Origin of the sequence: Novosphingobium sp. (assembly GCF_036803765.1) — a bacterium.
Classification (GTDB): domain Bacteria; phylum Pseudomonadota; class Alphaproteobacteria; order Sphingomonadales; family Sphingomonadaceae; genus Novosphingobium.
The window spans coordinates 24,601-43,301 of sequence record NZ_DAIRTS010000013.1; the positions used below are offsets into that span (position 1 = coordinate 24,601).

Below are 18,701 nucleotides of genomic sequence, written 5' to 3' on the forward strand. Positions count from 1 at the left end.
TCCATCGGCGGGTCGGGTATTTCGGCATGGGGGCTTTGCTCCTTTCGAGAGGCTATGCCGGTACCTCAACCCACATCGTCGATCGGGGCGGTTCTCATAGCCATGCCGCCATTTTGCCCATCCCGATTGGTGGATCCTCTTGTGGGATTTCACTCCTGAGGGTGGCAGGGCTATGATCGTGAGCATCGGCCCAGCCACCCTCCACCTGGGAGACGCTTATCAGGTTCGACCCACGCGCTGCCTCTGGCGCCGGTGGGACGCGGCGGTGCGCCTGCTGAGCAAGCCGGAGAGCATGATGCGGGATGGCGTGCCGGCGGCGATGACCGAGCAGTTGCGGCGGGAGGGGCTGCTGTGACCCATCGCGTCATCCATGGCGACTGCATCGTGAAGCTGCGCGAATTGGCAAGCGAAGGGCTGTTGGTCGACTCCGTCTGCACCGATCCGCCCTATCATTTGGCCTCAATCGTCGCTCGGCTCGGCCATCCGGGTGCCGCGCCAATCCAGTCGGGAGCCACCGGTGTCTATGCTCGATCAAGTCAGGGCTTCATGGGCCAGCAATGGGACGGCGGGGATGTCGCCTTTCGCGCTGAAACGTGGCGCCGCGTGTACGATGTGATGAAGCCCGGTGCGCACCTTGTTGCATTTTCCGCGACCAAGGGCTTCCACCGCATGGCCTGCGCCATCGAGGATGCTGGCTTTGAGATCCGCGACATGATTGCGTGGCTCTATGGCACCGGCTTTCCAAAGTCTCACAACCTTGACGACGAAGGGCCATGGCTAGGCTGGGGGACCGCGCTCAAGCCGGCGATCGAGCCGATCGTGTTCGCGCAGAAGCCCTGCAGCGAGGATAGCGTCGCGGCAAATGTTGCGCGTTGGGGTGTCGGCGCCATCAACATTGATGCAAGCCGGATACCGGGCAGCGAAAAGGGCAAGGTTGGCGCTGGAAAGCTCTGGTCGCATTACCGCGGCCGAGACGGCGAGGCTTCTGCAGATCGCCGCTATGCTGACCGGGGAGCAACCAACTTCTCAGCAAAACCAGGCCCGCGTGGTGGCGATGAAAAAGGCCGCTGGCCGGCGAATGTGTGCCACGACGGCAGCGACGAAGTGCTGTCGGCGTTCGCTGAATATGGTGAGCGTGGCGCCCTAGCTCCTGTCCACCAGCGCAGCGCCGACAAGTTGCGCAACGTCTATCGCGGATCGTTTGCGGGCAACATTGATGAAGCCGGATCTACCTTTCAGGGAGATACCGGCACAGCTGCGCGCTTTTTCTACAGCAGCAAGGCCAGCCAGGGCGAACGCATCTTTGAGTGCCGCGAATGCGGCGCACACCAGATCGGCAAACTGAATTGCGGCCATGCCGATATGCGCACCCATCCCACGGTGAAGCCGCTGTCCCTAATGGAATGGCTGGTTAGCATGGTCACACCGCCCGGTGGCCTCGTGCTCGATCCGTTTGCAGGTACAGGCACAACGGCTGCGGCGGCCAGCAAACTTGGAATGCAGTCACTCTCGATCGAGGCAAGCCCCGATCACATCCGCGACATCGCAGTGCGTCTTGGGCTTGACCCCGCCGAGATGCTGGCAGCGCACGTTGCTCCATTCCCGGTCACGCAAGAACAGCAGGGGGATATGTTCCTATGACAGGAGACACCAAGCCCGAGCGCCCAGTCCTGCGCTGGCACGGTGGCAAGTGGCTACTTGCTCCTTGGATCATCAGCCATTTCCCTCCGCACCGCGTCTATGTCGAACCGTTCGGGGGGGCGTGGTCTGTCGGCTTCCAGAAGGAGCGCGCCTATGCAGAGATTTGGAACGATCTCGATGACGAACTCTGGAATCTGTTCCAGGTCCTGAAGGATCCGCGCCGCGCGCAGCGCCTCGTGCATGCCTTGGAACTGACCCCGTTCTCGCGCGCGGAATTTGAGCAGGCCTATCGCTCAAGCCGCAATTCCGTAGAGCGGGCGCGCCGGCTGCTGGTGCGTTCGTTCATGGGCCACGGCAGCGATGGCGGCTCAGGCGTCTATCGGACTGGATTCCGTGCTGCCTCCAACCGCTCCGGCACCACGCCAGCGCATGATTGGGTCAACTTCACGCCTGCGCTTGGAGCAATCATCGACCGCCTGCGCGGCGTGGTGATCGAGCATCGCCCGGCATTGCAGGTCATGGCCAGGCACGATGCGCCCGACACGCTCCATTACGTGGATCCGCCATATCTCGTTTCTACGCGCTCCCGCGCCGCGCGCCGTCCTGACAATGGTGGCGTCTACCGGCACGAAATGACTGAGCAGGACCACGTCGACTTGATCCAGGCTCTCGACTCGCTTGAAGGCATGGTGGTGCTCAGCGCCTATCCGGCGCCGATTTATGACCGACTTCTCGCGCCCAAGTGGACCCGTATCGAGCGCAAAGCCTTTGCGGATGGCGCGCTTGAACGCACCGAATGCCTCTGGCTCAACCCGGCAGCCTGCCAGCGCATGGCGGCAGGGCCCCTATTCGAAATGGTGACGGTATGACCAACAGGCTTGTGACCAAGGACGGCATCTGCGCCTACCTCGGCGCGATCAGCCACGCCACTTATGACAACTGGCACAACCGTGGCATCGTGCCCGGCCCGGTGCCTGGAACAAATCGCTATGATCTGCGCGCGCATGACGCCGTGCTCGATCGCATCGCCGGCATCGATCGGGCTGCCGGGCCGGCGACGCATCTGTCGCCGTTGGAGCAATGGGAATGCGGGCATGCAGCTTAAACTGAAGGGCGTCTACCAGAGCCGGAAAAAGGACCGGCTCGGAAGGCTGAAGACCTATTTTTACCTGCGCGGCTTCGGCGCGCTGAGTCCGCTGCCGGGCGACGAGGATGAGGACTTTTCGCTCGGTAGCCAGGCCTTCATGCGCTCGTACCAGGCTGCGATTGATGCACCCCGTCGCGCCCGCGTCACTGGCACTTTGCAAGAGGTCATCGACGGGTATCGCAAAAGCCCGCAGTTCCAATCCTTGGCCGACCGGACCAAGAGCGACTATCTCGGACACTTGGACAAGATCGCCGCGGCAAAGCTCACGCCCAAGGCGCCAGCATTCGGCACCTATCCCTTGGCGGTGATCGAGGATCCCAAGATCCGTAAGCGCCTGCTCGACTGGCGCGACGACATGGCGCTGTCATCGCCCAGGCAGGCGGATGCTACGTTCGGCGTGCTGCGCATCATCTTGGAGTGGGCGCGCGATCGCGGGATGATCGCCCACAACCATGCCACCCGGCCCAAGAAGGTCTATAAGGCCGACCGATCGGACAAGTTGTGGCTGCCCGAGCATCTGGATGCGTTCCGCCAGCATGCCACGCCCGAAATGAGGCTGGCGCTCGAGCTGGCGCTATGGACTGGTCAGCGGCAGTCCGACGTGCTGCAACTGGCATGGACCTCGATCAAGAACGGCCGCCTCACATTCCGCCAAGGCAAACGCCGGCGCAAGGTCGACATGCCCCTGCCGGCGCCACTCAAGGTCCTGCTCGACGCGACGCCGAAGCGTGCCGCCACTATCTTGGTCACCGACAAGGGTAAGCCTTGGACAGTGAAGCCTCGGCCGATCTACTTCATGCACAAGTGGCGCGACGTGGCACTAAAGGCCGGTCTGGATGGTCTCCATTTCCATGATCTGCGCGGCACCACATGCACCATGCTGGCCGACGCCGGATGCACCCCGTCGGAGATTGCTGCGGTGCTGGGCTGGACCGTAAAAACGGTCATGGAGATGATGGATCGTTATCAAGCGATGACCGCCACCCAGAGCAATTCTGCGGTGGCAAAACTGGAGGCTAAGGCACAGTGACTGCGGAAAATGCTGCGGAAAACACAACCTGTGCTGGGTCGAGGAAGTCCGCGAATCGGCGGAAATCCTTGGCTGGGGCGGCAGGATTCGAACCTGCGAATGCCGGTACCAAAAACCGGTGCCTTACCACTTGGCGACGCCCCAACAGGAGGCGCGCTTATAGCGGGCGCGTGGTGAATGGGAAGGGGGTACTTGGGGATAAGTCCGGGGCTAGGAAGGCGCAGGTTGTGGACGGCAAAAGGCCCCCGGAAAACTGCCTTGGCGGTCTTCCGGGAGCCCCTGGGGTTGTGTGCGGAGCAGTTACTGCGTGACGGTCGTCGTCGTGGTGACCGAGCCGCTGGCCGAAGCGGTGCGGACCGGGGTGCGCGTCGTGTGGCGGGCAACCTTGCGCGGGGTGACCTTGCGCACGGTGGTCTGACGGACCGGGACCTTCGCCGCGTTCTGGGTGGTCACCGTGGTCTGCACGGTGGCAGGCTGGGGCGCGGCAGCGGCGACGGCGGCGGCTTCACGCGCCGCGGCGGCATCGGCGGCCGACGACTGTGCGGCTGCCGTGGCGACATCAGCGCGGGCATTTGCGGCGTCGGCCTGCTGCTGCGCCATGGCAGCCTGCGTCTGGGCATCGGCGACCGCGGCGGCGTGATCGGCTGCGGTGCGGTTGGCCATCTGCTCCTTGTGCTTCTGCATCGTGCCGATCGCGGTGTCGGCCAGCGCCGAGGCATGGATCGCGTCATCGATTGCCTCGGGCTTGTGGCCGGCCGCGAGGTTTTCCTTGGCGTGGGCAAGCGCGGCGCGGGCCTGTGCGGTTTCGCCCGGCTGCGCTTCGGCGGTGCCGAGCGAGTCCGCGGTCTGCAGCTTGGCTTCGGCGGCGGCGATCGCCTGGCGGGCGCGGTCGGCTTTGCCCTCGGCGTGGGCGGGGGCGGACATGCCGGCGGCCAGCATGGTGGCGGCGAGCAGCGGGGCGACGATCTTGATCTGTGACATCGGATTGCTCCTGTTCTATCGGGTCAGGCGGCCTAGGATGTGGCCTGTTGGCTGCGGCAACCCGCGTCTTGGGAGCCCGTTCCGCGCTCCACTCGCTCCAGCGCCGCACAGGCTCGCACCATCCCGGCGCTGTGCAGCCGTTGCGGTGGACGGAAGGCGAAGGCGGCCTTCACGGCCCGATCGAAAAGAAAGAATGCCTAGTTCCAAACTAGAGATTGGCGCATCAGGCATTGCCGAGCAGTGCCGCTGGCCTTTATGGCCGTGCGCACCGGGCTGAGTTGGGCCCTTGCCGGCCGGAGGGTTGATGCTGGAACATTTCGACGCCTTGCATGCGGTTGCCGGCCTGCTGGTCGGCTTGCTGGTCGGCTTGACCGGCGTGGGCGGCGGATCGCTGATGACGCCGATCCTCGTGCTGATCTTCGGGGTCAACGCGGGCACGGCGGTCGGCACCGACCTGCTTTTCGCCTCGCTCACCAAGGTCGTTGGCTCGACCGTGCACGGCAAGCGCAACAGCGTCGACTGGAAGATCGTGCGCCGGCTGGCGTTGGGCAGCGTGCCGGCGGCGGTCCTGACGCTGGTCGTCATGTCGCAGCTCGGCCGCCCGCCCGAAGGCACCAGCCGCGTGGTCCTGATGGTGCTGGGCATCATGCTGATCGTCACCGCGGTCGCCACGCTGTTCCAGAAGCAGATTGCCGCCTTCGCCCAGGCACGCGAAGACAGCACCACCGCCGAGGCGCGGGCACCCTGGGCGACCGTCCTGCTCGGCGCCGTGCTGGGCGTTGCCGTCACGCTGTCGTCGGTCGGCGCGGGCGCGATCGGCGTGACCGCGCTGCTGCTGCTTTATCCCGGCCTGCGCATCGCGCGCATCGTCGGCAGCGACATCGCCCATGCCGTGCCGCTGACCCTTGTGGCCGGCTTCGGGCACTGGGTGATCGGCGATGTCAACTTCGCGCTGCTGCTGGCGCTGCTGCTCGGATCGGTCCCCGGGGTGATCGTCGGCAGCCTGTTGTCGACGCGCTCGCCCGATCGTATCCTGCGCCCGGCGCTCGCCGCCGTGCTGCTCGTTTCCGGGATCAAGTTGCTGACGTGATGGACAAGACGACCGAATTTTACGCAGGGTTCGACGGGGCCCGGCTCGCGCTGCACCGCATGGGGGCAGGGCGCCCCGTCATCATGCTGCACGGGCTGTTTTCCTCGGCCGAAGTCAACTGGATCAAGTTCGGCACCGCAGCACAGCTCGCCGCCGCCGGCTTCGAGTGCCTGATGCCGGACTTGCGCGCCCATGGGCAGAGCGCGGCGCCGCACGATGCGGCGGCCTATCCGCCGGATGCCCTGGCAGCGGACCTGCGCGCGCTGGTCACGCACCTCGGCGTCACCGACTACGATCTCGTCGGCTTCTCGCTCGGCTCGCGCACTTCGGCGCGCGGCGTGATCGGTGGCCTGTCCCCGCGCCGGCTGGTGCTGGGCGGCATGGGTTTGGAAGGGCTGGCCGGCTGGAACCATCGCGCCGCGTTCTTCCGCGAGGTGATCGACGGTTTCGGCACGTTCCGGCACGGCGATCCGCACTATATCTCGCAGCAGTTCCTCAAGAGCAGCGGGCTCGATCAGCACGCGCTGCGGCACCTGCTCGGCTCGATGGCCGATACGGCGCCGGCCGATCTCGTGGCGATCACCATGCCCACGCTGGTTCTGTGCGGCGACCTCGACAACGACAACGGCTCGGCCGATCGCCTGGCCGAGGTGCTGCCCGATGCCCGGCGCGCCACGGTGCCGGGCACGCACATGAGCAGCGTGACGCGGCCCGAGATGGGCGCTGAACTGGTTTCGTTTTTGACCAGCTGAGCTTGACCTCGCCCCGATAGGACGGCACCCCTGCGCCACGATCCGCGCGCCATGCAGCGCGCGGCATTGCGATCAGGGAGTGTTCCGACCCATGAAGATGCTCGTTTCCTCGCTGGCGCTGGCCACGGCCGCGCTGGCCACGGCCGCGCTGGCCAGCCCGGCGTTCGCGGCCCCCGCCGCCGCTGTTGCCCCCGCGACCGGCGCGACCACCGCTGCGGCCCCCACAGCCGCTGACGTCGACGCCTGGCTTGCCACCGCCGACAAGGCCTATGCCGCACAGACGGTCACGTCGGGCCGCGCCGAGTGGGTCTATGAGACCTTCATCACCGACGACACCGCGCAGATCACCGCCGACACCGGCGCCGCGCTCAGCAAGCTGCAAGTGCAGCAGGCGACCCAGGCGGCCGACTATGCCAAGGTCCCGGGCCTTAGCCCCGAGACGCTGCGCAAGCTGACGATGATCCGCACCCAGATCACCAGCCCGGCGCCTTCGACCCCCGGCGCGGCGGAGCAGTTCTCCGCGCTCCAGGCCAAGATCCAGGGCATCTACGGCAAGGGCCATGGCACGCTCGACGGCAAGCCGATCAACGGCAGCGACATCGAGGCGGCGATGGCCACCAATCGCAACCCGGCGCAGCTGAAGGAAATGTGGCTGTCGTGGCATGACAGCGTGGGCACGCCGATGAAGGCCGACTATGCCAAGATGGTCGACATCGCCAACGCGGGTGCGCGCGAACTGGGCTATGCCGATACCGGTGCGCTGTGGCGCGCCAACTACGACATGTCGCCCGATGATTTCGCCGCGCTGACCGAGAAGGTCTGGGGCGAGGTGCGCCCGCTTTACCAGCAGCTGCATTGCTACGTGCGCGGCAAGCTCAACGCGCAATACGGCGATGCCGTCCAGGCCAAGACCGGCCCGATCCGTGCCGACCTGCTGGGCAACATGTGGGCGCAGGAATGGGGCGGCATCTACGACATCGTCAAGCCGCAGGGCGCGGGCGATATCGGCTATGACCTCACCAGCCTGCTGACCGCGCAGAACTACGACCCGATCAAGATGGTCAAGACCGGCGAGGGCTTCTACACCTCGCTCGGCTTCAAGCCGCTGCCCGAGACGTTCTGGCAGCGCTCGCAGTTCACCAAGCCGCAGGACCACGACGTGGTGTGCCACGCCTCGGCCTGGGACCTCGACAACCGCGATGACCTGCGCATCAAGATGTGCATCAAGGTCGAGGCGAGCGACTTCGTCACGATCCACCACGAACTGGGCCACAATTTCTACCAGCGTGCCTACGCCGTCCAGCCCTCGCGCTGGTATCAGGAAGGCGCCAACGACGGCTTCCACGAGGCCATCGGTGATACCATGGCGCTGTCGATCACGCCCGATTACCTGGTGAAGCTGGGCCTGCTCGACAAGGCCAAGGTGCCGGGCCCCGACAAGGACATCGGCCTCCTGCTGCGCCAGGCGATGGACAAGGTCGCCTTCCTGCCCTTCGGCCTGCTGATCGACCGCTGGCGCTGGGGCGTCTTTGCCGGCAAGATCACGCCCGATACCTATGAAAAGGCGTGGAACGACATGCGCCTGCAGTACCAGGGCATCGTCCCGCCGGGGCCGCGCGGGGCCGACGCGTTCGATCCGGGCGCCAAGTACCACGTGCCCGCCAGCGTGCCTTACACGCGCTACTTCCTCGCGCGCATCCTGCAGTTCCAGTTCTATGAAGCGGCGTGCAAGGAAGCCGGCTGGAAGGGGCCGCTGCACCGCTGCAGCTTCTACGGCAACCCCAAGGTCGGCGCGAAGCTCGACGCGATGCTGACGATGGGCGCGTCCAAGCCCTGGCCCGATGCGCTGCAGGTCTTCACCGGCACGCGCGAGATGAGCGGCGGGGCCATGCTGCGCTATTTCGCGCCGCTTTCGGCCTGGCTCAAGAAGCAGAACGCCGGCCAGGACTGCGGCTGGTAAAAACGGTCTGGCCCGTCGCGCGTGGGCGTGACGGGCCGGTGCCTTGCGGGTTTCAGAACCCCTTGACGATACCCTTCAGCGCCTCGGGCGGCAGGGTGTCGAAATCGGCCGCGCTGTGGCGCTCGGCCAGGCCCTTGCCGCTGTTGACGAGGCGGCCGCGCAGCACGCCGGGGCGCTGATCGATCTCGCCGACCCAGCGGCCGACATGCTCGTACTCGTGCATCGACAGGAATGTCGCCGCATCGCCATAGGCCTCGCCGCGGTAGAGGTTGCCCATCCAGGTATAGGCGGCGATGTCGGCGATCGTGTACTCGTCACCGCCCAGATAGCGCGCCTCGGCAAGGCGGCGATTGGCGACGTCGAACAGGCGCTTGGTCTCCATCGCATAGCGGTCGATTGCATATTCGATCTTGAACGGAGCGTAGTTGTAAAAGTGGCCGAAGCCGCCGCCCATGAACGGCGCGGACCCGACCTGCCAGAACAGCCACGACAGGCATTCGGCGCGCGCGGGGTTGCTGGTGGGCAGGAACATTCCGAACTTTTCCGCCAGGTGCATCAGGATCGCACCGGATTCGAACACGCGGAACGGCTCGGCCCCGCTGCGGTCGACCAGCGCCGGAATCTTGGAATTGGGGTTGATGTCGACGAAGCCCGAGGAGAACTGGTCGCCGTCCATGATGCGGATGATCCAGGCGTCGTACTCCGCCTCGCGCACCCCGGCCTCGAGCAGTTCCTCGAGCATGATGGTCGCCTTCTGCCCGTTGGGCGTGGCCAGTGAATAGACCTGGAACGGGTGCTCGCCGACCGGCAGGTCCTTGTCGTGAGTCGCACCCGCGACCGGGCGGTTGACGCTGGCGAAGGCCCCGCCGTTGGCGTTGCTCCAGGTCCAGACCTTGGGCGGCACGTAGTCTTCGGACATGATCGTTCCTCTGCAATGAATTGTTAGGTTGCCTACCATTGTGCCGGGCCGCGCGCGGAACTGCAAGGCCACCTGTGGCGTTGCCCGGCCTATGGAGAGGAAAGCCGTTCCGTCGCCGCTGGGCAAGTCCCGTCTGGTCTATGTCGATGATTCCGTGCCCGGCATCACCCGCCGGCGGGCGGGGCGCGGGTGGTGCTATCGCACCGCCGATGGCGTGCGCATCTGCGACCGTGACGAGATCACCCGTCTCAATGCGGTCGCGCTGCCGCCAGCCTATCAGCAGGCGTGGTTCTGCCCCATGCCGCACGGCCACATCCTGGCAACCGGCATCGATGCGCGCGGCCGCAAGCAGTATCGCTATCACCCCGAGTTCCGCAGCGCGCGCGAGGCGGAGAAGTTCGAGGGCTGCACGGCCTTCGGGCTGGTCCTGCCCCGCATCCGCGCGCGTGTCGAAGAGGCGATGGCCCAGCGCGGGCTGGGGGAAGAGCGGTGCATCGCCTCGATCGTGCGCCTGCTCGATACCGGTGCGATCCGGGTGGGCAACGAGGCCTATGCGCGCGCGAACGCGAGTTTCGGCGCCACCACGCTGCGCATGCGGCACGCCGAGGTGAAGGGCAATGCCCTGCGTCTGCGCTTCAAGGCCAAGTCGGGCATCGCCCGCGACATGCGCCTGACCGACAAAGGGCTCGTGCGCTTCGTACGCAAGATGCAGGACCTACCCGGCCAGCACCTGTTCCAGTACCTCGATGACGACGGCACACCGTGCCCGGTCGGCTCGGGCGAGGTCAACGCCTGGCTGCGCGAGACGAGCGGCGCGGAGGTCACCGCCAAGCATTTCCGCACCTGGCACGCCAGCGTCCTGGCCTTCGGCTTGCTTGCGCATGCCAAGGAAAACGTCTCGCTCAAGGAATTGCTGGCCGAGGTGTCCGACCGGCTGGGCAACACGCCGACCGTCGCGCGCCAGAGCTATATCCACCCTGCCGTGCTCGCGCTGGTGCCCGACCAGGCCGCATGGCGCGCGTCGCTCAAGCTGCCGCGCGACACCCGCTGGCTGAGCCGCGACGAGCGCGGACTGCTCGCGCTTCTCGAGGTGGCGGCATGACCGATACGATCGACACGCTCACCGCCCGGATGGAGGCTGCCGCCGCCGCGCTCGATTTCGAGGAGGCGCGGCGGCTGCGCGACCGGATCAACCTGCTGCGGGGCGGTGCCGCGCCCGACGCGGCGGCACAGGCCGACACGGCGGGGCTGACGCGGCAAAAACCCGGTGCGATGGGTCTTGGCACCAGTCAGCAGGCCGTGACCCCGCCCCCCGGCTGGCGCCCACCGCCCAAGCCCGATCCGATGACCCGGGGGCGGGGGCGAAAGCGTGGCAGCTGAGGGACGGGGGCTACCCTGATCTGGCGGGCGTCAGGCCGGCTGCTTCATGCCTTCGGTGATCTTCTGCGTCTCGGCCGAGGTCGAGGCCGGGCCGGTGTTGCGCTTGTAGATTCCGCCGAGGCCGGCCTGGCGGTTGAAGGCCGGCACATCGCCCTCGCGCTCGACCAGGCCGAACAGCGGGAACAGGCCGGGATGACGGCCAAGGCCGCCGTAGAGATCGAGGCAGCGGTCGAGCCAGTCGCGCAACGGATCGTCGTTGACCAGCACCGGGGTCTTACAGACCGAGCTGGTGAAGAGGAAGCCGCCGAGAATGCGATAGTCGGCATAGTTGGGGCTGCTGCCGCCCAGCCACTGGTGCTGGCCGAGGGCCGAGCGCAGCGGTTCGAGCGCGGCGGAGATGCCTGCCAGGCGATCCTCGCGGCCGGCCTGGATGTCCTCCAGCTTGCGGCCCAGCATCTTCTCGCGCGAATGCGTGATGTATTCATGGTCGGCAGGCACCGACAGGTCGCGATAGTCGGCGCAGAAGCAGCGCATCCACGGCCCGACCGCGGCGCCCCAGAACCAGTGGTCGAGCGCCTTGACCGTGGCGGCCACACTCTCGTGCGGGATCAGCGCAGGGCGGTCGGGATAGGTCGCGTCGAGGTATTCGATGATCCCCCAGCTATCGAGCACCCACTTGCCGTCGTCGACGATCGCGGGAAGGCGCTCGGTGTTCCCACCGGTGCGCTCGAGAATGCCGGTGAAGCCGCCGGGCACGACGTCGAGGTCGAAGCCCTTGTGCTTGAGTGCGTACTTGGTCGCCCAGACGAACGGGCTGATCGTCGCGCCGGTGGAAATGGCGAGATCGTAGAATGTGATGGTGTTGTTCTGGGCCATGACGGCATCCTCTCGTTGGCTGCCGCGATCATGCCATCAATTGTTAGCAAGGCAAACGAATTTTGCCTTTGAGCGTGATGACGTTTCAAGGAAACGCCATCACGCTCTAGATATTTGTGGTCGTGCAATTTTTGACAAAAACCGGTTCCCACTTTTTGTAATTGCACTTTAAAAACGCAAAGGCGCCGGCCTCTGTCGGGGAGAGACCGGCGCCTGCGTTCCATGGCGCACCAGGTGCGCCGCGGCTCGCTAGTTCATACGCTTACTTCTGGGTGCGCCAGCCGTCGGCGTAGTTGTCGCGCGCCACTTCCGAGTAGGGCACGGGGCTGACCACGGCCTTGATCTCGGTCTGGACGTGCGGTTCGACGGTGGGCTTGGTCGTGCCGCCGTTCGGCTCGCCCCACAGCAAGCTGACTTCGGTGCCGACGACTTCGTTGCCCGGCTCCATCATCGCCAGCGTCAGGAACTTGCCCTCGTTGGCCGAGTAGCCGATCCAGGTCGACAGGCCGACCATCTGGCCGTCCTTGAGCACCTGGTCGAACGGGTGCATCGCATAGACCGAGCTGGGGTATTCCATGAACTTGGCGCGGTCGCCCTTGCTCAGCGCCGACGATTGGACGCGCATCACGTCCTCGTTGTCGAGCGCCAGCGTCACCTTGACGCGATGGTTGCCGGCGGCGTGCATCTTTTCGAGGGCGGCACGACCGATGAAGTCATGGTCGAACTTGACGAACGGGCCATAGCCGAGGTCCCACGGCGTGGTGTAGTAGCCCTCGACGGTTTCGGGGACGTAGCTGCCGCCGACCGAGCACTTGGCCTCATACGCGTTGGCCGAAAGCCACTCGCGATAGGGAGCCAGCGCTTCGCCGGTGTAGATCGCCGGGAGCGGCGAGGGGATCCAGCCGGATTCGAGCGTGTTCGACGAGTAGGCCCGGCCGCCGACGAGGGCGAGACCGAATTCCTTGCCCGCCTCGACCAGTGCGGCATGGACCGCGCCATAATCTTCCCAGGGGCCGAACAGTTCGAAGCCCGGCTGGCCGGCCATGCCGTGACGCAGTGCGCGCACTTCCTTGCCGCCGATGGTCATGCGGGTCATGTGGAAGAACTTGAGGTCAGGCGGGGTGGTGCCGGTGGCCTTCTCGATGATCTTCATCGCGTTGGGGCCCTGGATCTGGAAGCGGTAGCTGTTGCGCTTGCCGTCGCTGCGCATCGCCCAGCGCTCGTCACGCTCGACCGTCACGTTCCAGTTGCCGGTGGCGGCGTGGTATTCCACCCACTCGATCGTCGGCGCGCGGCCCACGAGGTTGAATTCGTTCTCGTCGAGATAGAACAGGATCACGTCGCCGATGACGTAGCCGTCGGGCGTGACCGGCACGAACTGCTTGGCGCGCTCGGGCTGGAAGTTCTTGAAGCTGTTGATGCCCAGGTGCTCGAGCATCTTGAACGCATCGGGACCGCGCACGGCCAGGTCCACCATGTGATAGCTCTGGTTGTAGAGCACCGCAGTGTGGCCCCAGGCCCACTGTTCGGCCCGCCAGTTCGAGTATTCGGCCGGAACGCCCGGATAGACGTTGGGGCCAACCTGCTGGTTGCGCAGGAAATCGACGAGGTTGGGCTGGGCGCCGATCACGCCGGCAAGGCTATCGCTCATGGCAAGGACTCTCCCGATGGGTTGTGGGAGCCTCCATGCCCGAAATTCGCCTCCATGAAAAGTTCACAAGCGCGAATTGCGTAAAAAAGTTTGTGTTACATACAATCAACCTCCCCTCCCGCATGCGGGAGGGGAGAAGCTGCGAAGCTGCAAGAAACGAAAAGGGCCGGCCCCCTTGCGAGAGCCGGCCCTTTTCAGGCGTTCGTGACGAAGGACGATCAGCCTTCGACGTGTTCGGCCAGCACGGTCAGGCCCTTGGCCGAGACTTCTGCGAAGCCGCCCTGGACCTGGATTTCCTCAGGCGCCGCACCCTGGGTGCGATAGACCTTGAGGGTGCCGTCCTTGACCGTCGACATGAACGGCGCGTGGCCTTCCAGCACGCCGAATTCGCCTTCGGTGCCGGGAACGACGACCTGCCACACCGCTTCCGAGCGGACGAGGCGAGCCGGGGTGACGAGTTCGAAGTGCAGCATGGCTATCTCTCAGCTCCCCTCCCGCATGCGGGAGGGGCTGGGGAGGGGCTGTAACCACATCGGATGGAAGGTGCCCCTTACAAGCCTTCCCCCGACCCCTCCCGCGAGCGGGAGGGGAGGTGTGCGCCGATCAGGCTTCGGCAGCCAGCTTCTTGGCCTTCTCGACGGCTTCGTCGATGCCGCCGACCATGTAGAACGCGGCTTCGGGCAGGTGGTCGTACTCGCCGTCGACAACCGCCTTGAAAGAGCGGACGGTGTCTTCGATCTGCACGAACTTGCCGGGGATGCCGGTGAACACTTCGGCGACGTGGAACGGCTGCGAGAGGAAGCGCTGGATCTTGCGGGCGCGAGCCACGGTCAGCTTATCTTCTTCCGACAGTTCGTCCATGCCGAGAATGGCGATGATGTCCTGCAGCGACTTGTACTTCTGCAGGGTTTCCTGGACGCGGCGGGCAGTCTCGTAGTGCTCGGCACCGACGATGCGCGGCTCGAGCACGCGGCTGGTCGAGTCGAGCGGGTCCACCGCCGGATAGATGCCGAGTTCCGAGATCGCGCGGTTCAGCGTGGTCGTGGCGTCGAGGTGAGCGAACGAGGCGGCCGGCGCAGGGTCGGTCAAGTCGTCGGCCGGAACGTAGATCGCCTGGACCGAGGTGATCGAGCCCTTGGTGGTCGAGGTGATGCGTTCCTGCAGCGCGCCCATGTCCGTCGCCAGCGTCGGCTGGTAGCCCACGGCCGAGGGAATGCGGCCGAGCAGTGCCGACACTTCCGAGCCGGCCTGGGTGAAGCGGAAGATGTTGTCCACGAAGAACAGCACGTCCTGGCCTTCCTGGTCGCGGAAGTACTCGGCCATGGTCAGGCCCGAGAGCGCGACGCGGGCGCGGGCGCCCGGCGGCTCGTTCATCTGGCCGAACACGAGCGCAACCTTCGAACCGTCCGAGGTGGCGTTGCCCTCGGCGTCCTTGGCGATGACGCCGGCGTCGAGGAATTCGTGGTAGAGGTCGTTGCCCTCGCGGGTGCGTTCACCCACGCCCGCGAACACCGACACGCCGCCGTGGCCCTTGGCGATGTTGTTGATCAGTTCCTGGATGAGCACGGTCTTGCCCACGCCCGCGCCGCCGAACAGGCCGATCTTGCCGCCCTTGGCGTAGGGAGCGAGAAGGTCGATGACCTTGATGCCCGTGACGAGGATCGCCGCTTCGGTCGACTGCTCGATGAACTCGGGCGCCTTGGCGTGGATGGGTGCGAACATGTCGGCGCCGACCGGGCCGTTGTCGTCGATCGGGTCACCGACGACGTTGAGGATGCGGCCGAGCGTCTTGGGGCCGACCGGCACCGAGATCTGCGCGCCGGTGGCGGTCACCGGCTGACCGCGGGTCAGGCCGTCGGTCGAGTCCATGGCGATCGTGCGCACGGTGTTCTCGCCGAGGTGCTGGGCCACTTCGAGAACCAGGCGGTTGCCGTTGTTGGTGGTTTCCAGGGCCGAGAGGATGGCCGGAAGTTCGCCGTCGAAGCTGACGTCGACGACGGCGCCGATGACCTGGCTGATCTTGCCGGTCGAAGTGATGACAGGTGCGGTTGCCATTCTAGTCTTTCCTTGCCTGCTGTGTCGTCGTCAAAGCGCTTCGGCGCCGGCGATGATTTCGATGAGTTCGGTGGTGATCGCGGCCTGGCGGCTGCGGTTGTACTGGATCGTCAGCTTCTTGATCAGGTCGCCGGCGTTGCGCGTGGCGTTGTCCATCGCGGTCATCGACGCGCCCTGTTCCGAAGCCATGTTCTCGAGCAGCGCACCGAACAGCTGGACGCGCAGGTAGCGCGGCAGCAGGTCGGCGAGGATCGCTTCCTCGTCGGGCTCGTAGTCGACCACGGCGCCGCCATCGGGCTTGTCCGCAACCGCCTTGGGGGCGGGGACGGGGATGATCTGCTGATCGGTCGGGATCTGGGCCAGCGCACTGCGGAACTGCGCGTAGAACAGATGCGCCACGTCGAACTTGCCCGCCTCGTACATGGCGAGCAGCTCGTTCGCGATCTTCTCGGCTTCGGCGAAGCCGGCCTCGCGCACGGTCGTCGTGTCGAACCCGCCGACGATCGCGTTGGGAAATTCCCGGCGGATCGGCGCGCGGCCCTTGCGGCCGATCAGGTAGAACAGCACGGTCTTGCCCTGGGCGATTAGCGCATGCGCCTCGGCCTTGGCGGCCTTGACGATGTTGGCGTTGAACGCACCGCACAGGCCGCGGTCCGAATTGGCGACGACCAGCAGGTGAACCTGGTCCTTGCCGGTGCCGGCGAGCAGCTTGGGGCTGCCTTCGCCGACCTGCACCTTGCTGGCGAGGCTGGCCATGACGTCGGCGAGGCGACCGGCATAGGGGCGGGCGGCCTCGGCGGCGGCCTGCGCCTTGCGCAGCTTGGCCGCGGCGACCATCTGCTTGGCCTTGGTGATCTTCTGGGTCGACTTGACCGAGTTGATCCGCAGCTTGAGTTCCTTGAGCGAGGCCACTCGTCTATCTCCACTTCATCTCCCCCTGCGACGCGTGGCGCGCCGGCAGGGGGGACGAGTCATGCGTTATCAGGCGAACTGCTTGGCGAAAGCGTCGAGCGCTTCCTTCAGCTTGGCCTTGGGGCCGTCGCCCAGGTCCTTGGTGTCGCGGATCTCGGCGAGCAGGTCGGCCTTCTGCGTGCGCAGGAAGCTGAGCAGCTCGGCCTCGTACTCGGTCACTTGGTTGACCGGCACCGAGTCCAGGTAGCCCTGGGTACCGGCGAAGATCACGCAGGTCTGCTCCTCGAAGCCCAGCGGGGCGAACTGCGGCTGCTTGAGCAGCTCGGTCAGGCGCGCACCGCGGTTGAGCAGCTTCTGGGTCGAGGCGTCGAGGTCCGAACCGAACTGCGCGAAGGCCGCCATTTCGCGGTACTGCGCCAGCTCCAGCTTGATCGAGCCGGCGACCTTCTTCATCGCCTTGGTCTGTGCGGCCGAACCGACGCGCGAGACCGAGAGGCCGACGTTGATGGCCGGGCGGATGCCCTGGTAGAACAGGCCGGTTTCGAGGAAGATCTGGCCGTCGGTGATCGAGATCACGTTGGTCGGAATGTAGGCCGACACGTCACCGGCCTGGGTCTCGATGATCGGCAGGGCGGTCAGCGAACCGTTGCCGTTGTCATCGTTCATCTTGGCGGCGCGCTCGAGCAGGCGGCTGTGCAGGTAGAACACGTCGCCCGGATAGGCTTCGCGGCCCGGCGGGCGACGCAGCAGCAGCGACATCTGACGATAGGCGACGGCCTGCTTGGACAAGTCGTCGTACACGATCACGGCGTGCATCGCGTTGTCGCGGAAGAACTCGCCCATGGTGCAGCCGGTGTAGGGCGCCAGGTACTGCAGCGGAGCGGGCTCCGACGCGGTGGCGGCGACGACGATGGAGTATTCCATCGCGCCGTTTTCCTCGAGCTGGCGCACGATCTGCGCGACGGTCGAGCGCTTCTGACCCACGGCGACGTAGATGCAGTAGAGCTTCTTGCCTTCGTCGGTCCCGGCGTTGGCGGCCTTCTGGTTGATGAAGGTGTCGATCGCGACGGCGGTCTTGCCGGTCTGGCGGTCGCCGATGATCAGCTCGCGCTGGCCACGGCCGACGGGCACGAGCGCGTCGATCGCCTTGAGGCCGGTCTGCACGGGTTCGTGCACCGACTTGCGCGGGATGATGCCCGGAGCCTTGACTTCGACGCGGCGGCGCTCGGCGCCCTCGATCGGGCCCTTGCCGTCGATCGGGTTGCCCAGCGCGTCGACCACGCGGCCGAGCAGGCCACGGCCGACGGGAACGTCGACGATGGTGCCGGTGCGCTTGACGGTGTCGCCTTCCTTGATCTCGGCGTCCGAGCCGAAGATCACGACGCCGACGTTGTCGGCTTCGAGGTTGAGGGCCATGCCCTTCACGCCATTGGCGAATTCGACCATCTCGCCGGCCTGGACCTGGTCGAGGCCGTGGATGCGGGCGATGCCGTCACCGACCGAGAGCACGGAGCCGACTTCCGAGACCTGGGCCTCGGTGCCGAAGCTGGCGATCTGGTCCTTGATGACCTTAGAGATTTCAGCGGCGCGGATTTCCATCGTTCAGCCTTTCGTGCAAACTTTTTGGCTTCAGCCCTTCATGGCCTGGGCGAGCGAATTGAGACGGGTGCGGATCGAGCTGTCGATCATCTGGCTGCCGATCTTGACGACCAGCCCGCCGAGGATCTCGGGATCGACCGACGTGCGCAGCTTGACCGACTTGCCGGCGCGAGCGGCCAGCTTCTCGGTAAGCGCTGTGACCTGCGCGTCGTCCAGCGGGTGAGCGCTGGTGACTTCGGCGGTGACTTCGTTGCGCGCGGCAGCCGCGATCGCGGCAAATGCGCGAGCGACATCGGCGAGCGAGGCAAGGCGACGGTTGCCCGCCAGCACGCCGAGGAAGTTGCCGGTCAGCGGCGAGACGCCGAGGACCTGGCCGACCGCCGCGACCGCACGAGCCGCTTCGTCGCGGCCGATCTGCGGGTTGCGGACGAGTGCGCCGAAATCGGCCGATTCGCGCAGGGCATCGGCAAGGCGCTCGAAATCGCCCTCGACAGTTGCCACCTGGCCCTGTTCATTCGCCAGTTCGTAAAGCGCGGAAGCGTAACGCCCCGCCAAACTGGCCGTGATGCCGCCGGAATTCTCCACGCGCCTCAGTCCCCTTCGTCCAAGGATTGCAAGCAAGGCACATGACGCGCAATAATTGCACGTGACGGCCCGCAGTCCCGGCGCGCCTAGCAACGTCACCGCCATATGACAAGCCAAGACATG

General features: G+C 65.9%; 19 protein-coding genes and 1 tRNA gene. 10 read left to right on the forward strand and 10 right to left on the reverse strand.

Translation table 11 applies throughout. From position 1 onward, the window contains the following. The first annotated feature begins 172 nt into the window (after nt 1–172). Genes V7Q48_RS10355 through V7Q48_RS10375 form a run of 5 tightly spaced genes read left to right on the forward strand, consistent with a single transcriptional unit; the run spans nt 173 to nt 3,818 of the window. Nucleotides 173–355 (forward strand): hypothetical protein, encoded by a 183-nt coding sequence (locus V7Q48_RS10355; RefSeq protein ID WP_333837970.1) that lies wholly within the window; start codon nt 173–175, stop codon nt 353–355. After that, complete coding sequence (locus V7Q48_RS10360) at nt 352–1,641, forward strand: DNA methyltransferase (RefSeq protein ID WP_333837971.1); 1,290 nt, start codon at nt 352–354, stop codon at nt 1,639–1,641. Before V7Q48_RS10355 ends, V7Q48_RS10360 begins: the two co-directional genes overlap by 4 nt. Next, on the forward strand, nt 1,638–2,510 hold the full coding sequence (locus tag V7Q48_RS10365) for a DNA adenine methylase (protein ID WP_333837972.1): 873 nt from the start codon (nt 1,638–1,640) through the stop codon (nt 2,508–2,510). Before V7Q48_RS10360 ends, V7Q48_RS10365 begins: the two co-directional genes overlap by 4 nt. Further along, a complete protein-coding gene (locus tag V7Q48_RS10370) occupies nt 2,507–2,746 on the forward strand; it encodes a hypothetical protein (RefSeq protein ID WP_333837973.1) in 240 nt (79 codons plus the stop codon). The genes V7Q48_RS10365 and V7Q48_RS10370 overlap by 4 nt, the downstream gene beginning before the upstream one ends. Continuing rightward, a complete protein-coding gene (locus tag V7Q48_RS10375) occupies nt 2,736–3,818 on the forward strand; it encodes a tyrosine-type recombinase/integrase (RefSeq protein WP_333837975.1) in 1,083 nt (360 codons plus the stop codon). The genes V7Q48_RS10370 and V7Q48_RS10375 overlap by 11 nt, the downstream gene beginning before the upstream one ends. A gap of 69 nt (nt 3,819–3,887) precedes the next feature. On the opposite strand, the gene V7Q48_RS10380 is transcribed toward V7Q48_RS10375, so the two are convergent. Next, a tRNA-Gln gene (locus V7Q48_RS10380) sits at nt 3,888–3,962 on the reverse strand. Nucleotides 3,963–4,118: 156 nt separating this feature from the next. Then, nucleotides 4,119–4,799, reverse strand: a complete 681-nt coding sequence (locus V7Q48_RS10385; protein ID WP_333837976.1) for a hypothetical protein — start codon at nt 4,797–4,799, stop codon at nt 4,119–4,121. Nucleotides 4,800–5,103: 304 nt separating this feature from the next. On the opposite strand from V7Q48_RS10385, the gene V7Q48_RS10390 reads away from it, so the two are divergent. The 3 genes from V7Q48_RS10390 (at nt 5,104) to V7Q48_RS10400 (ending at nt 8,601) form a co-directional block, all read left to right on the forward strand. Then, complete coding sequence (locus V7Q48_RS10390; RefSeq protein WP_333837977.1) at nt 5,104–5,889, forward strand: sulfite exporter TauE/SafE family protein; 786 nt, start codon at nt 5,104–5,106, stop codon at nt 5,887–5,889. Next, nucleotides 5,889–6,641: an alpha/beta fold hydrolase gene (locus V7Q48_RS10395; protein ID WP_333837978.1), complete on the forward strand. Its 753-nt coding sequence runs from the start codon at nt 5,889–5,891 to the stop codon at nt 6,639–6,641. The genes V7Q48_RS10390 and V7Q48_RS10395 overlap by 1 nt, the downstream gene beginning before the upstream one ends. 91 nt (nt 6,642–6,732) lie before the next feature. Beyond that, nucleotides 6,733–8,601 (forward strand): M2 family metallopeptidase, encoded by a 1,869-nt coding sequence (locus V7Q48_RS10400; RefSeq protein WP_333837979.1) that lies wholly within the window; start codon nt 6,733–6,735, stop codon nt 8,599–8,601. Nucleotides 8,602–8,653: 52 nt separating this feature from the next. On the opposite strand, the gene yghU is transcribed toward V7Q48_RS10400, so the two are convergent. Continuing rightward, a complete protein-coding gene (gene yghU, locus V7Q48_RS10405; protein WP_333837980.1) occupies nt 8,654–9,520 on the reverse strand; it encodes a glutathione-dependent disulfide-bond oxidoreductase in 867 nt (288 codons plus the stop codon). Nucleotides 9,521–9,611: 91 nt separating this feature from the next. On the opposite strand from yghU, the gene V7Q48_RS10410 reads away from it, so the two are divergent. Both V7Q48_RS10410 and V7Q48_RS10415 read left to right on the forward strand, forming a co-directional pair. Then, nucleotides 9,612–10,622, forward strand: coding sequence for a DNA topoisomerase IB (locus tag V7Q48_RS10410; protein ID WP_333837982.1), 1,011 nt, complete (start codon nt 9,612–9,614; stop codon nt 10,620–10,622). Next, nucleotides 10,619–10,900: a UvrB/UvrC motif-containing protein gene (locus tag V7Q48_RS10415; protein ID WP_333837984.1), complete on the forward strand. Its 282-nt coding sequence runs from the start codon at nt 10,619–10,621 to the stop codon at nt 10,898–10,900. The genes V7Q48_RS10410 and V7Q48_RS10415 overlap by 4 nt, the downstream gene beginning before the upstream one ends. Nucleotides 10,901–10,930: 30 nt before the next feature. Here the strand turns inward: V7Q48_RS10415 and V7Q48_RS10420 are convergent, their stop codons facing one another. From V7Q48_RS10420 to V7Q48_RS10450, 7 genes are all read right to left on the reverse strand, one after another. Then, nucleotides 10,931–11,776: a beta-etherase gene (locus tag V7Q48_RS10420; RefSeq protein ID WP_333837985.1), complete on the reverse strand. Its 846-nt coding sequence runs from the start codon at nt 11,774–11,776 to the stop codon at nt 10,931–10,933. A 262-nt stretch (nt 11,777–12,038) separates the two neighbouring features. After that, nucleotides 12,039–13,427: a syringate O-demethylase gene (desA, locus tag V7Q48_RS10425; RefSeq protein ID WP_333837986.1), complete on the reverse strand. Its 1,389-nt coding sequence runs from the start codon at nt 13,425–13,427 to the stop codon at nt 12,039–12,041. Between the two features lie 218 nt (nt 13,428–13,645). Beyond that, nucleotides 13,646–13,900: an ATP synthase F1 subunit epsilon gene (locus V7Q48_RS10430; protein ID WP_333837987.1), complete on the reverse strand. Its 255-nt coding sequence runs from the start codon at nt 13,898–13,900 to the stop codon at nt 13,646–13,648. A gap of 130 nt (nt 13,901–14,030) precedes the next feature. Next, the gene (gene atpD, locus V7Q48_RS10435; RefSeq protein WP_333837988.1) at nt 14,031–15,482 is read right to left on the reverse strand and encodes a F0F1 ATP synthase subunit beta; all 1,452 of its coding nucleotides are present in this window, start codon (nt 15,480–15,482) and stop codon (nt 14,031–14,033) included. A 30-nt stretch (nt 15,483–15,512) separates the two neighbouring features. Further along, nucleotides 15,513–16,394, reverse strand: coding sequence for a F0F1 ATP synthase subunit gamma (locus V7Q48_RS10440; RefSeq protein WP_333837989.1), 882 nt, complete (start codon nt 16,392–16,394; stop codon nt 15,513–15,515). Nucleotides 16,395–16,463: 69 nt separating this feature from the next. Further along, entirely contained in the window at nt 16,464–17,993 is a 1,530-nt protein-coding gene (atpA, locus tag V7Q48_RS10445; protein WP_333837990.1) for a F0F1 ATP synthase subunit alpha, read from the reverse strand. 30 nt (nt 17,994–18,023) lie between these two features. Continuing rightward, the gene (locus V7Q48_RS10450) at nt 18,024–18,578 is read right to left on the reverse strand and encodes a F0F1 ATP synthase subunit delta (protein ID WP_333837991.1); all 555 of its coding nucleotides are present in this window, start codon (nt 18,576–18,578) and stop codon (nt 18,024–18,026) included. Between the last annotated feature and the right edge of the window lie 123 nt (nt 18,579–18,701).

Excerpts from the sequence above, each read along its gene's own strand:
- yghU (WP_333837980.1), bottom strand. The coding sequence starts at position 9,520 with ATGTCCGAAGACTACGTGCCGCCCAAGGTCTGGACCTGGAGCAACGCC.
- V7Q48_RS10390 (WP_333837977.1), top strand. The coding sequence starts at position 5,104 with ATGCTGGAACATTTCGACGCCTTGCATGCGGTTGCCGGCCTGCTGGTC.
- V7Q48_RS10375 (WP_333837975.1), top strand. The coding sequence starts at position 2,736 with ATGCAGCTTAAACTGAAGGGCGTCTACCAGAGCCGGAAAAAGGACCGG.
- V7Q48_RS10410 (WP_333837982.1), top strand. The coding sequence starts at position 9,612 with ATGGAGAGGAAAGCCGTTCCGTCGCCGCTGGGCAAGTCCCGTCTGGTC.
- atpD (WP_333837988.1), bottom strand. The coding sequence starts at position 15,482 with ATGGCAACCGCACCTGTCATCACTTCGACCGGCAAGATCAGCCAGGTC.
- atpA (WP_333837990.1), bottom strand. The coding sequence starts at position 17,993 with ATGGAAATCCGCGCCGCTGAAATCTCTAAGGTCATCAAGGACCAGATC.
- V7Q48_RS10400 (WP_333837979.1), top strand. The coding sequence starts at position 6,733 with ATGAAGATGCTCGTTTCCTCGCTGGCGCTGGCCACGGCCGCGCTGGCC.
- V7Q48_RS10365 (WP_333837972.1), top strand. The coding sequence starts at position 1,638 with ATGACAGGAGACACCAAGCCCGAGCGCCCAGTCCTGCGCTGGCACGGT.
- V7Q48_RS10355 (WP_333837970.1), top strand. The coding sequence starts at position 173 with ATGATCGTGAGCATCGGCCCAGCCACCCTCCACCTGGGAGACGCTTAT.
- V7Q48_RS10430 (WP_333837987.1), bottom strand. The coding sequence starts at position 13,900 with ATGCTGCACTTCGAACTCGTCACCCCGGCTCGCCTCGTCCGCTCGGAA.
- V7Q48_RS10385 (WP_333837976.1), bottom strand. The coding sequence starts at position 4,799 with ATGTCACAGATCAAGATCGTCGCCCCGCTGCTCGCCGCCACCATGCTG.
- V7Q48_RS10395 (WP_333837978.1), top strand. The coding sequence starts at position 5,889 with ATGGACAAGACGACCGAATTTTACGCAGGGTTCGACGGGGCCCGGCTC.
- desA (WP_333837986.1), bottom strand. The coding sequence starts at position 13,427 with ATGAGCGATAGCCTTGCCGGCGTGATCGGCGCCCAGCCCAACCTCGTC.
- V7Q48_RS10370 (WP_333837973.1), top strand. The coding sequence starts at position 2,507 with ATGACCAACAGGCTTGTGACCAAGGACGGCATCTGCGCCTACCTCGGC.
- V7Q48_RS10415 (WP_333837984.1), top strand. The coding sequence starts at position 10,619 with ATGACCGATACGATCGACACGCTCACCGCCCGGATGGAGGCTGCCGCC.
- V7Q48_RS10420 (WP_333837985.1), bottom strand. The coding sequence starts at position 11,776 with ATGGCCCAGAACAACACCATCACATTCTACGATCTCGCCATTTCCACC.